The following is a 12,767-nucleotide window of genomic DNA, read 5'->3' as shown; positions in this document are numbered from 1 at the left end:
CCCACCGGCACCACGCCAAGCGACAGCGCCAGATCGTCGGCGCCCAGCCCCAGCGTGACCACGCGTTTGGGCGGCGCCGCGATGACCGCCTGGCCCAGGGCGCTGCCTATCGTGATCGGAAAACCATCGACTTGTGCGGTTTGCGGCGGGGGAGCGGCCGGCGTATCGGACGCCCGATCGCAGGCCGCCAGGGTGAACGCGGCCAGGCAGGCCGCGCCAACCCGCAGGATTGCATGCTTGAAACCAGAGAAACTCAAAGGCATCGTGTCAGCAAATCTCCCGATCAGTATTGAGCCCTGAGCGTCAGCATCACGTTGCGGGGCGCGCCCCACCAGCCCTGGCTGAAAAAGCCGATCTGGTCGTAATACTTTTTGTCGAACAGGTTGTTGACGTTGAGGGAGGCGGAGACCTGCTTGCTGAACTCGTAGCGCGCCATCAGGTTCACCAGCATATAGCTGCCTTGCTCCACGTCCACATTGCCGCGCGGGCTGGGGGCGGGCTGGTACATGCGGCTTTGCCAGTCCACCCCGCCGCCCACCGTCAGCCGGTTCAGGTCGCCGGGCAGGCGATACGTGGTGTAGAGCTTGAAAAGACTGCGCGGATGGCTGGTGTTGATGGGCTTGCCGTCCGCGTCCTTGGCGTTGAAGTGGGTGTAGCTGGCCGCGATATTCCAGTTGGGCATGATCTGCCCGGTGGTTTCCAGCTCGAAGCCCTCGACCTTGGCGCCAGATATCGCGCGATAGGCCTGTGTGCCGGGCATGCCTATGACCGACTCGCCGGGAATGGCCTGCGCCAAGTTGTTCTGGCGTGTCTGGTACAGCGACACGGCTGCGTCCAGCAGGCCGTCCAGGTAAGAAGCCTTAAGGCCGATCTCGTAGCTTTTGCCATCGATGGGCGGCAGGATGGAGCCGCTGGGCGAGCGCGCGTTCTGCGGCTGGAAGATCTCGGTGTAGCTGGCGTAGGCGGTGTAGGTCTTGTTGATGTCGTAGATCAGGCCCGCGTACGGCGTGAACTGGTCGTTGATCTTGTACTCGCGCTTGCTGCCGAAGTAGGTCTGGTTGGTTTCCCAGTTGCTCCAGCGTCCGCCCACGATCAGGTGCAGCGGGTCGGCCAGCGAGAAGCGGCCCACGGCGTAGGTTCCGGTCTGCTTGACCCGCATGTCGTCGGCGGGCGTCTTGCGGCTGGACCATGCCGGTTCGGCGATATGGTCCTGGCGCCAGTCGAAGAAGCTGCCGATGGCGGGCTTGGCGCCCACCATGAGGTATTGGCCGATGTCGCTGTGATCGTCCACGCTCATCCAGCCCAGCGCCAGTTCGTGCTTGCGGCCGAACAGCTGGAACGGGCCCGACAGCGTCAGGTGGATGTCGTCGCGCGAGCGATCGCCATCGTAGTTGTTGAAGTTGCTGCTCATGCCCGTGCCGCTGGCCCGATTCGGGTAGCCGCCGCGATAGAGCTGCTTCATGCGGTACTCACCGTCATTGTGGCTATAGGCGGCACGCGCCTTCCAGTCGTTGGCGAAGCGGTGACTCAGGTCCACGAAGGTGGTGGTCGATTCGGTATCGATGCTGGCCCAGCGCGTGTTGTTGGCCACGGACCGGTTGAAGTCGGTGCGCGAGCCATCCGAATAGAACAGCGGAAAACCGCTGCCGAAACCGTTGCTCTGGTTGCGCTGATACTCCAGGCCGACGGTGAGCAGCGTGTCGGGAGTGAGGTCGGCGCTGATGACGCCGTATAGCGTGCGCTTGCGTGAATCCAGGAACGTAACGTAGCTGTCGCCCTGGCTGTAGGCGGCGACGAAGCGCGAACGGATGCGTCCGTTCTCCGTCAGCGGTACCGACAGGTCGGCGTCGCCTCGCAGGTAGTCCCAGCTGCCGGCGCTGACGCTGCCGGACAGCGCGAATTCGCGCAGCGGCTTCTTGCGGATGAAGTTGACTGCGGCGGAGGGATTTCCCGAGCCGGTCATCAAGCCGGTGGCGCCGCGCACGATTTCCACGCGGTCGTAGATGGCAGCGTCCATGTCGGTGGAACCGTAGTTCCATTGGCTGAGGATGGGCGCATTCAGGCCGTCGAACTGGAAATTATCGATCGCGAAGCCGCGTGCGGAAAACGACAGGCGGTTGCTGTCGCTGCGCGTGACGGAGATGCCGGGAGCGCTGGCCAGGATGGAACCGGTGTCCTGCAATCCCTGGTCTTCGATCTGCTGGCGTGTCACCACGCTAACCGATTGCGGCGTTTCCCGCGGTGACAGCGTCAGGCCGGTTGCGGTACTCATGGCCTCGGTGTTGTAGGCGTGGGTGCCTTCGGTGGTGCCGGGTATGCCGGCGCCCTTGACCGTGACGGCCGGGAGTTCGGCGGGTTGGTCGGCGCCGGACGGTGAACTGGTGGCCGGCGCAGGGGATTGCGCGCTGACAGCGTGGTAGGGCAAGGCAGAGCACAGCAAGGCCGTCCGGACGGCCAGGGTAAGCAAATTCGTCCGGCGCATGAGGGCGCGCGGCGGGGACAGTGCGGGGGACATGAACACAAGCTCCGGCAGAAAGATTTGGTAATGAGAATTATTGTTTTTGCTGGAGACTTGAACGTATGCCGGAGGATGCGATGCGTATGCTGAACGCCGCCGGATCAACCTGATCGGGCGTTCGCCAAAGGCGTGGACTGCCGTTGCAGCCAAGCCCAGCCTGCCGCGCTCGCGGCGACGCAGGCCAGCATTGCAAGAGCCAGGCCCAGAGGCCGGCCATAGATCATGGGCACACCCCAGCCGCTGGCTACCGAGAAGGCCAGCATCTGGGTGAAACCGAGCACCGAGGCGGCGGTGCCGGACAGTCCTGGCGCGCGGGCGAGGATGTGCAGGGTCATGCTGGGGACGCACATGGCCAGGCCGCAGGTATAGAGGCCGGGCAGAATGACCGCCCAGGGCAGGGCGGGCCGTCCGGCGCCCGCGGCGTATATGACGCTCGCGAGGCAACTGCCGCCCATCAGCGCGTACGCCAGCCAGGAGATGCGATGGTCGGTCCAGCGCCCGGCCTTGCGCGCTGCGAATAGCGCGCCCGCCATGGCCCCGATCACGAGCGGCACGAACAGATACGCGAAATCCGTTTCGGGCAGGCCCAGGACGTTGGCGATGAAGTCCGGCGCGGCGCCGATAAGGAATCCCTGGGCCGCGAAGATCAGGCTGAAAGCGACGGCGAGTGCAGCGAACCGCCGGTCCGCAAGGACCATGCCGTAGCCGGAAGCCAGTGAGCGCCATGACAGTGGCCTGCGCCGGCTGGCGGGCAATGTCTCCGGAAGCTTCCAGGCGCACAGCACCCAGGCCGTCGCCGCCAGAGCGGCGAGCATCAGGAAGACGGCACGCCAGCCCAGTTGCGCCGCCAACTGGCCGCCGACAATGGGCGCCAACGCCGGCGACAGATTGAATACCAGGATGAGATAGGACATGACCCGCTGCGCCGCCGGCCCTTCGTAGCAGTCGCGTACGATGGCCTGGCCCACCACGATACCGGCGCCGGCGGAGAGGCCTTGCAGTGCCCGTGCCGCCAACAGCCAGGCGAAGCTCGGCGCGGCGACGGCCAGCGCGCTGCCGCCGATGTAGCAGATCAGCGTCGCAAGGATGACGCGGCGCCGGCCCAGCGAGTCGGACAACGTGCCGTGCAGCAGCAGCATCGCCGCGTAGCAGAACATATAAACGCCCAGGGTCAGCTGCACTGTTTCCTGGGGTACGCCGAACTCCCGCTCCAGCGCGGCGAAGGCGGGCAGATAGGCGTCGACCGTGGCCGGGGCGACGCAGGCCAGCAGGCCCAGCATCAGCACCATCATGGGAAAGGAAGTCGGGAGGTCGGGGCGAGGCACGTGGGCGTCCGGGGCAGGGGCTTCCCGGGGCGGAAAGCGTGGCCCCATGGTCGCCCGCCAGGCGCGGCTGGATGAATGGGCAACGCCACAAGAGCAATGGATGCTGCCGAAAGCCGCGGGCGAACGCGCTCACGGCGGCCCGCTCAGTTCAGTTCGCTGGGGGCAACGCCATAGCGTTCGCGAAACGCCGTGGCAAAGTTGGTGGCGTGCCGGTAGCCCACGCAATGGGCCGCCTGCTGCACGCTGCAGCCCCGCGCCAGCTGCTCGCGGGCGACGTGCAGCCGGCGTTCGCGCAGCCAGGCGAAGACGGAGCACTGGTAGGCGGCGCGGAACTTGGCGCGCAGGGTGCTGGGGCTCATGCAGGCCAGCTTTGCCAGTTCCTCCAGTGTGTGCTCCTCGCCGGGTGCGCTGTGCAGCCGTTCACGTACCCGCTCAAGCAACTGCCGGTCACGTCGCGATACGGCGCCGACCTCGGGCTCCCGCTGATCCAGCGAAGCCAGCGCATGCGCCAGAAGTTGCGCGCCGACGCCCTCGCGCAGCATGGCGCGCAGCGGGTCGTCCCAGCGGCATTCCAGCAGATGTTCGATGGCCTGTATCAGGTGTGCCTGCACTTGCCAGCGTCTCAGCCGGAAGGCGGGGGTGCGCAAGACTCTGCGGATCTGGTCGCTGAAAGGGTCGTCGTCTGCGCCGTCCGGTTCGGATAGCGACAGATTGATGCTGCGCAACCGTTGGCCTGCATGGTGGATGCCGGTCATCGCGACCGTATCGCCATACGCGGCGCTGACGCCGCTTTGGGCGACTAGCTGCAGGTCGTCATGGCCTCCGACGCGCGCCTGGGCCTGCCCCTGCAGCATGACGATGGCCGAAAAACGGGGCGTCATGACGGAGGTCGATTCGTAATGGTGATGCACCAGCACGTCGGACATAACCAGGGTCAGGCCCGGGCGGATCGCGTGTTCTTCGACCCGGCCCTCGGCGATGCAGACGGTGTCCGGATCGGCGCCTGCGGGGTCGAACCCGGGCAACTGGTAGCGGAAACCGTTATGACCGCCCAAGCGGTTGAAATCGGCGACGGTGAATCGGACAGTGGGGAAGGAAGGATTCAATGGCGTCACTCGCGCTGCAGGTTAAGGCGCCGGGCCTGAGCCCGGGAGACGGCGGGGTCCAAATGAGAATAGCATATATTCGCATTGATTGAGCGGTGTCGCGGCGCCTCTCATGGCGCGGCGCAATCCCCTAACTGGTCACCCATGATGTCGCGGTACCACTCGTGGAAATGCAGCATGCCGTCTTCCATGGGCGATTGGTATGGACCGCTTTCGCTTACCCCGCGTCGCAGGAGCGCCAGTCTGCCAGCGTCCATGCGTTCGCCGATTTCGTCGTCCTCGATCGCGGTTTCCATGTATGCCGCGCGCTGCGCCTCGACGAACTCGCGTTCGAACAGGGCGATTTCCTCGGGATAGTAGAACTCGGCGACGTTGATGGTTTCCTGCGGGCTCTTGGGGTATAGCGTGGACAGCACCAGGACGTGCGGATAGAGCTCGATCATGTGGGTGGGAAAGTACGTCACCCAGATCGCGCCGAAGTCCGGCGGCGCGCCGTCCCGGTAGCGCATCAATGTGCCGTGCCAGTCGCGGTATACGTCGGAACCTGGCTTTTCCAGGGAATCGTGCACGCCCACGCGCTGCAGGCTGTGGCGCTCGCCAAACTCCCAGCTCAGGTCATCGCAGGTAACGAAGCGTCCAAGGCCAGGGTGGAACGGTCCGACGTGATAGTCCTCCAGATAGACCTCGATGAAGGTTTTCCAGTTGTAGTTGCACTGGTGCACCTCGACGTGGTCCAAAACGTAGTCAGAGAAATCGAATTCCGGCCGGGCGAACAGTCCGCCGAGATCTGCTTGCGGGTCGCCGGGGCCTTCGAACAGCAGGCCGTGGCAGCGCTTCAGGGGAAAACGCGGCAGGTTCAGGCATGGCGTGCTGGGAAACTGCGGTGCGCCCAGAATCTGGCCGCGATTGTCGTAGGTCCAACGGTGCAGCGGGCAGACGATGTTGCCACCGCTGGCAGACAGGTTGCCTGCCGGCTTGCCCGGCCCGGCGACAGCGCCAGTCTCGCCACCCAGGATGAGCGCCTGGCGGTGGCGGCATACGTTGGATATCAGCTCCACCCCGGCGGCGCCGCGCACCAGGACGCGCCCGCCGTCTTCATGCGGCAGCCTTCGCCAGTCGCCGGGTTCGGGTACGGTTTTCTCATGCCCGACATACAGCGGCGTGCGCTGGAATATCAATGCCTGTTCGCGGGCGAACAGGGCTTCGTCGAAATATGCCCGCACGTGCAGCGGGCTGAACGCCTGCTTTACGTGTGCAAGGCGGCCTACATCCGTCATGTCCGACTCCTTGTGCCTTCCGCAAGGCCACGGCCTGTCAGGCGGCCTCGGCGCTCTCGGCGTCGAGCCTGGCGATGCGTTCGGCGATATCCAGTTTGGGGCAGGTGCTGCAGTAGTCGCCGTCGCTTCTGCGGAAGTGGTGACAGCAGACCTGCCGGTCGACTGCGATGGCCGGCAGCGACCGCCGCTGATAGGTCAGATAGCCGCTGCCGCCCGCGATGCCCAAGCGCGCAAGCCAATCGGCCGCGGCTGCGGTTGCCCAGGCGTTGTCCGCCGCGCTCACGCCTGCGCGGGCTGCCAACAGGGCGGACAGGATGCAGTCGGCCTGCATGCAGGCGGTCGCCCGGGGATTGAGGCGCAGCGCCGCGCCCAGCTCGCGGTAGAACATGACGCCGATCTCGCGCAGTTGCGTGGCGGCCGCGTCCAGCCGTTTTTCCAGGCCACCATGCAGCGGTTCATGGCGTTCCATGGTGTAGCCGGCGATAAAGCCGTTGGCGACCGGCTGGCTGAGCCGGGTCAGGTCCGGGACGATGCCGCTGCGGTGCGCGGCGATCACGCTGAGGTAGACGGGCTGCCAGATCAACAGGCCCCAGCAGCGCAGCGCCAGGTAATGCGGGCCGGCTTCCGGATGACGTTCCCGCCACCAATCGCGCAACCGTGCGATGGCATCGGCGTTGCTCGCGCCGGGACGGATGCCAGGCGCAGCCGGCGGGGCCACGCGGCCATCCAGACCGGGCACCAGGCGGCCCGCCAGCGCGAGCAGATCGTCAAGTTCGCGGGTCACGCAAGGGCCTGCGCGGCGTCGGCGGTCCGGTCCAGCCATTGCGGCCGGTAAGGCGCCACGGGGTTGAGCAGCCTGGGCGCCATCTGGAAACTGCCGATGGGATCGGCCAGATTGACCATCTGCAGGTTGTTGGCGAGTTGCAGGCGGTTCAGGCACGAGTGGATCATGTCCGGCGCAAACAGGTCGTAGCGGCGGTATTTTTCCAGCCGTTGCGGATGCGCCTGCTGGTAAGCGGCGATGCGGCCTGCCACCAGTTCCCAGAAATTGTCCTCTTGCATGAGGCCGGTGTCGGCCAGGATCTGGGCAAGATGGCGGAAGTAGCCCTCGAACACGTCCACGAAGATCGTCAGCAGCTTGTACTCCTCGGGCACGTCCGCCGCCAGCCGGCGCGCATTCTCGGGCAGCTCGGCTTGGGGGTCCAGGATCGAGGACTCTTCGGCGATGTCCTTCATGAAGGCGCGCGCGGGCACATGGTCCCGGATCACCAGGATGACGTTCTCGCCATGCGGCATGAACACCAGGTCGTGGGCGTAGAAGCAATGCACCAGCGGTGTCAGGTAGGCGTCCACATAGCGTTCCAGCCATGCTTGGGCGCTCAGCCCCGAGGCGCGGATCAGCGCGGGCAGCAGGGCTTGGCCTTGCGGGTCCACATGCAGCAGCGCCGCCATGGTCATCAGCCTTTCTTGGGGACCAATCAGCGCCTGCGGATTTTCGCGCCACAGGGCCGAGAACATCTTCTTGTATGGGGTGTCCGCGGAAATCGCCGCTTCATAGTAGTAGTTGCGAAAACCGAGGCTGGCGGCCTCGCGCAGGATGGTGAAGCCGTTGGCGCTCAGCCAGGGGTCGGACGCGATCAGCCCGTGGATGTATTCGTTGATGGCGGGCGTGCCCGACATGTAATACGGCGATAGTCCCCGCATGAATCCCATGTTCAGGATCGACAGCGAGGTCTTCACATAGTGCTTGCCCGGCCGGCTGATATTGAAGAAGGTGCGTATCGATTGCTGCGCCAGGTAGTCGTCTTCGCCATAGCCCAGGCACACGATTTTGCGTTGGGCCACATAGGGGGCGAACGCCAACGACAGCTTGTTGAACCACTGCCACGGGTGCGCCGGCATCAGGTAGTAGTCGGCGGGGTCCAGACCCTGGCCATGCAGCGTGGCGGCGTGGCGCGCCACGGCGTCCTCGCCCAGCTCGCCGCGCAACAGGCTGGCGTAGTCCATCGTGGTCAGGCATGCGAAATGCGCGTTGTCCTTATGCACGGCCAGCCACATGACGCGGATCGGGGAAGCCGCCTCCGGTGCATAGGCGTGGTAATCCTCGGCGTCGAAACCCAGGCGGCCATTGTTTGCGACGAAGCTGGGGTGGCCTTCGATCATCGAGGTCTCGATGGTCTGGTAGTCGGCCAGCGCGAGTTCGGCAGCGGGAAGGCAAGGGCGCGTGTGCTTGTAGGCGGCGCCGTGCAGCGTACTGGCGATTTCATCCAGATAGATGGGTAGCCGGTCTTCCGGAATGCGCAGCTTGTCGCGGATCTCGATCACGAATTGCAGGGCGTCCAGGGGCGCGGGCACGCCGCCCGTGGTCCTGGCGATCGATTCCTCGCGGATGCGCCAGTGGCGCATGGCCATCAGTTGCGCGTCGTAGCGGTACTCGACGCGGCCATCCGCGAGCACGAGGCGATAGCGGTCGAAGCCCGGCGTATCCGCAGGGCCCACGCGTTCGGGCTGAAGCAGCCCCTCATGCGCGTATTCGGAGATGGCCTTGCGCACGAGCAGGCGGTTGACCTTGGCCCAGACGTGTGGCTCCAGATGGCTGGCGACCTGCGCAGGTTGGGGGGCGGCATGTTGGTTCATTGGGTCGACTCCTGGCATTGGGCCTGTTCGAACTGTGAGCATGTGCAGAACGCCAGGCTGGCGGTCTTCTCGCGGAAACGGACCTGGCCCGCGTAGGTAAATCCCATGGCCAGATTGAGCGTGTGGATCTTGGCGTTGTTCGCGTCGGGCTCGACCACGATGCGCCTGGCGTTCAGACGGTCGAACATGAAGCGCATAACGAAGGCGAACACATGCCGGCTGAAGCTGGGGATCCGCACGCGCGGCGGGCCTATGAAAAGATGCATGCCAAGGTCGCCGGCCCGCACCGCGTAGTGTTCGCCGACTTCGTCGCGGGCCGGGTCGTAGCACTCCACCAGAAAGGCTGGCTGTCCCTCGTGGCTGCCGAGCCAGGCGCTGGCGTGCCCACTGCCGCAAAGCGCGTCATAGAAGTCGCGCACCTGCTCCTGGCTGTGCTGCTGCATGGACCAGAAGCGCGCGTAGTCCATGGAAAACCACAGCCGCAGCAGCGCGGCGTCCGCGTCCGGAATCAGGGGGCGCAATGTGAGCCCCCGGCCCTCGTCGTAGTGGTCGCGCGACTGGCGCACGACCTCGCCCAGAAAGGTGGCTGTCATCGTGAGCATGCTGGCTCCCGGTAAGGTCAGATAGTGGCGGCGCGATGGCCGTCCATCATGGGTATCGGCTCTGGCGCGCCCAGGCGATGCGCCAGTACGCCGTTTTCCGGCGGGCTGAAATCCTGCAGGGCGGTGCAGGGTTCGATGGCGTAGTGCTCTACGCCGGTCAGATCCCGCAATATCTGCGAGTTGCGGTAGCAGCAGAACCCCAGGTCGGGATTCGTGACGCCATGGCTGAGCAGTCCCGTGTTCTGTACGAAGATCTCCGCGCCTGCATGGTCCACCGAGTAATTGCGGGCGATGCGGTAGCCGCCGTCTTCGTCCCAGGCGATGCGGTCGCTGATGGGGTTGACGCAGGCCGGGATGCGGGGGGAATAGCCGGTGGCCAGCACCAGGCCGTCCGTGAGGTGCGTGAACGGCTGGCCGGTATCCACATGCATGAAGTCCAGGTGATAGCGGCCGGTGGTGCGCTCATGGCGACTGGCGCGCAATTCCGCGCTCGTCAGAAGGGTGTAGCGGCGGTCGCCTGCGCGGATCCTTTCGTCCAGCAGGTCGTATATCTGATTGATCAGGGAGGCGTTGATGCCTTTGTACAGGCTGCTTTGCTGACGCAGCATCTCGCGCCGCCGGGCTTCGGGCAGGCCGTGGAAATAATCCGTGTAGTCGGGAGAGATCAGTTCCAGCGTGAGCTTGGTGTTCTCCATCTGGAAGAAGCGCGGAGAGCGGGTGATCCAGGTCAGGCTGTAAGCGTGCTTGTCGCTGTCTCGCAGCAGGTCATGGAACACCTCTGCCGCGCTCTGTCCGCTGCCGACGATGGTGATGCCACGCCTGCGCTGCAACTGCGTCTTGTGGCGCAGGTAGTCGGCGCTGTGGATGTAGGGCGCGGCGCGGCGATCGCAGCAGTCCGGCAACTGGGGCTGCGTGCCCAGGCCCAGCACCAGCTTGCGGCAGCGGATCATGAAGCGCTCGCCATTGACGGCATGCTGGCCGGTCACGAGGTAGGCCCGGCTGTCCGGATCGTGCAGCACGCTCTGGACGTCGTGATTGAAACGCAGGTTCGGCAGGCGGGCCGCCACCCATTTGCAATAGCGGTTGTACTCGGCGCGATTCAGATAGTGATTCTCGCGCATGTAGTAGGAATAGATGCGGCCGCTTTGTTTGCAGTAGTTCAGGTAGCTGTACTCGCTGCGAGGATCGGCCAGGCTTACGAGATCCGCCAGGAAGGGGTTCTGCAAGGTGGAGTCCTCGATCAGCATGCCGGGGTGCCAATCGAACCCCGGCTTCTGGTCGAGAAACACGGCGCGTACGCCGGATAGCGGCGCCGCCAGGCAGGCAAGGCTGAGATTGAACGGGCCTAGGCCTATGGCGGCGAAGTCATGGATTTCACGGTTCATGTGGGATCTGCCTTTTGCCGGGGCCGGCATTGCGTGAACATGATTCTCGTCTTGGGATGATTATCATTTTCAATATGGGCACTCTAGCAAATGGCGATTTGTTGCGGTGTCTTGCCCGTGTGTTGCAGGCGGCAGCCATATGCAGCGTGGCGTATCGCATAGGCGCAGGCAGAGATTGGCGACTTCTGACATCAGCACAGCTAATTTGAAGATTTTGAGTTGAGAGCAAAGATCCTGTTTTATGATTGAGAAATATCTGCGGAAAAATGCATTATTAAAGATAGTTTTTCTAAATAAAGGATGCTTATGGGCGCGGTGTTGCCGCTGCTCGCGCTGCGAGCCTTTACCGAAACCGGCCGCCTCGGCAGCCTGAAAGCCGCCGCCGAAGTGCTGGGCGTGACCCCGGGGGCGGTCAGCCAGCAGATACGCCTGCTGGAAGACCGGCTGGGACTGGCGCTGTTCGTGCGCGAGCGTCACGGCGTGCGGCTGACGGAGGCGGGCGCACGCGCGTATCCGGGGCTGATGCGCGCCTTCGACCAGATCGAAAAATCGCTGGCGCTGCTGGAATCCCAGGCCGCGCAGCGGACCTTGACCGTCAGCACGGTGCCCTCGTTCGCCTCGTCCTGGCTGGTGCCGCGCATAGGCCGGTTTTCGGCTTTGCATCCGGACATCGAGGTGCGGGTGGAAGCCTCTTCGCAATTGGTCGATTTCAAGCGCGACCGCATCGACGTGGCGCTGCGGCACGGGCTGGGGCAGTACCCGGGACTGTCGGCCTTCCGCTTGATGGCTCCGGTGCTGTTGCCCGTGGCCAGCCCGGGCATGCTGGCGCAAGGCCCTGCCATCGAGCGGCCCGAGGATTGCCTGAAGTACCCGTTGCTGCAGGATTCCGACCGCGCGGATTGGCCCTTGTGGCTGCAGGCGCACGGCGTGGACGCGGGGCGGGAAGCGCAGCGCGGCCCCAGCTTCGAGGACGATCTGTTGCTGCTGCGGGCGGCTGCCACGGGGCAGGGCATTGCGCTGGTTCAGGACACGCATGCGCGCGAAGATATCGAATCGGGCCGGCTGGTCATTGCCTTGGACCAGCCCTGGCCCGCGCGCTTCGCGTATTACGTGGTCAGCCGGCCGGATGCGCTGCTGCGGCCGGAAGTGCAGGCATTCATCGACTGGGTGAAGGCGGAAGCGGCGGCGATGGAGCAGCCGCCGCAGGCGCTTGCGGCACGCTGAGGCGTGTGCCGGGCAGCGGCGTGTCCCAACCGCCGCCCAAGGCGCGGATCAGCCTGACGGTGGTCCGCGCCTGATCTCCGTCCAATCTAGCCGAGGCCAACTGTTGCTGCAGCAGACCGCGGTCCGCATCAATGACGTCAAGCTGGGTGTGCGTGCCGGTTTCGTATTGCAGCCGGGACAGCTCGGCCGAACGTTGCGCAGCCAGCCGCGCGCGGTCCTGCGCGGTCTGCTGGGCCGCCATGATGCGCAGATGCATCAGATTGTCCTCGACTTCCCTGAACGCGTTGAGCAGCGTTTCCCGATAGCGCGCCGCTTCTTCGTCATGCGCGGCCCGGGCGGCATCGAGGTCCGCCTGGCGGGCGCCGCCGTCCAGGATGGGCAGCGAAAGCGCGGTACCCAGGAATGGGCCCAGCAGAAAGGTCCGGCTGGACCACTGGAACAGCTGGCTCAGGCTGGATGACTCGAATCCGGCCGCCCCGGTCAGTTCCAGCCTCGGGAAGAAGGCGGCGCGGGCCGCGCCGATGCGGGCGTTGGCGGCGGCCATGGCGCGTTCGGCCGCGGCAATGTCCGGACGGCGCTCAAGCAGTTCTGAAGGCAAGCCCGGCGGAACGGCCAGCTCCATGCGGCGCAGCGGCTCAGGCGGCAGGGAGAAATCGGCCGGGGCCTTGCCCAGCAGGATTGCCAGCGCGTGCT

Annotated in this window: 10 protein-coding genes and 1 pseudogene; 1 reads left to right on the top strand and 10 read right to left on the bottom strand. The window is 65.2% G+C overall.

The genetic code is table 11. The annotated features are described in order from the left end of the window. The 9 genes and pseudogenes from VIR09_RS06855 to VIR09_RS06815 form a co-directional block, all read right to left on the bottom strand. A pseudogene (locus tag VIR09_RS06855) lies at window positions 1–263 on the bottom strand (ABC transporter substrate-binding protein); the annotation flags it as partial. Between the two features lie 20 nt (window positions 264–283). Next, on the bottom strand, window positions 284–2,515 hold the full coding sequence (gene fauA, locus VIR09_RS06850; protein WP_332012190.1) for a TonB-dependent alcaligin siderophore receptor FauA: 2,232 nt from the start codon (window positions 2,513–2,515) through the stop codon (window positions 284–286). 104 nt (window positions 2,516–2,619) lie between these two features. Then, on the bottom strand, window positions 2,620–3,843 hold the full coding sequence (locus VIR09_RS06845; protein WP_414639397.1) for a multidrug effflux MFS transporter: 1,224 nt from the start codon (window positions 3,841–3,843) through the stop codon (window positions 2,620–2,622). Window positions 3,844–3,986: 143 nt separating this feature from the next. Continuing rightward, entirely contained in the window at window positions 3,987–4,958 is a 972-nt protein-coding gene (locus VIR09_RS06840; protein WP_414639396.1) for a helix-turn-helix transcriptional regulator, read from the bottom strand. 101 nt (window positions 4,959–5,059) lie between these two features. Further along, window positions 5,060–6,226 (bottom strand): aromatic ring-hydroxylating dioxygenase subunit alpha, encoded by a 1,167-nt coding sequence (locus VIR09_RS06835; RefSeq protein WP_332012189.1) that lies wholly within the window; start codon window positions 6,224–6,226, stop codon window positions 5,060–5,062. A 37-nt stretch (window positions 6,227–6,263) separates the two neighbouring features. Next, window positions 6,264–7,049 (bottom strand): siderophore ferric iron reductase, encoded by a 786-nt coding sequence (locus VIR09_RS06830; protein ID WP_332012188.1) that lies wholly within the window; start codon window positions 7,047–7,049, stop codon window positions 6,264–6,266. After that, complete coding sequence (locus tag VIR09_RS06825) at window positions 7,007–8,863, bottom strand: IucA/IucC family siderophore biosynthesis protein (protein ID WP_332012187.1); 1,857 nt, start codon at window positions 8,861–8,863, stop codon at window positions 7,007–7,009. The genes VIR09_RS06830 and VIR09_RS06825 overlap by 43 nt, the downstream gene beginning before the upstream one ends. Continuing rightward, complete coding sequence (locus VIR09_RS06820; RefSeq protein WP_332012186.1) at window positions 8,860–9,465, bottom strand: GNAT family N-acetyltransferase; 606 nt, start codon at window positions 9,463–9,465, stop codon at window positions 8,860–8,862. Before VIR09_RS06820 ends, VIR09_RS06825 begins: the two co-directional genes overlap by 4 nt. Window positions 9,466–9,482: 17 nt before the next feature. Then, entirely contained in the window at window positions 9,483–10,850 is a 1,368-nt protein-coding gene (locus VIR09_RS06815) for a lysine N(6)-hydroxylase/L-ornithine N(5)-oxygenase family protein (protein WP_332012185.1), read from the bottom strand. Between the two features lie 306 nt (window positions 10,851–11,156). Here VIR09_RS06815 and gcvA point away from each other — a divergent pair, with 306 nt between their 5' ends. Beyond that, a complete protein-coding gene (gene gcvA / locus VIR09_RS06810; protein ID WP_332012184.1) occupies window positions 11,157–12,074 on the top strand; it encodes a transcriptional regulator GcvA in 918 nt (305 codons plus the stop codon). Here the strand turns inward: gcvA and VIR09_RS06805 are convergent. Next, the coding region (locus VIR09_RS06805) for a TolC family protein (RefSeq protein WP_332012183.1) at window positions 12,007–12,767 on the bottom strand (761 nt) is incomplete at its 5' end. The genes gcvA and VIR09_RS06805 overlap by 68 nt on opposite strands.

The organism is Achromobacter sp. (genome assembly GCF_036567245.1).
GTDB lineage: Bacteria > Pseudomonadota > Gammaproteobacteria > Burkholderiales > Burkholderiaceae_B > Achromobacter.
This window is presented reverse-complemented; position numbering and strand designations above follow the sequence as displayed.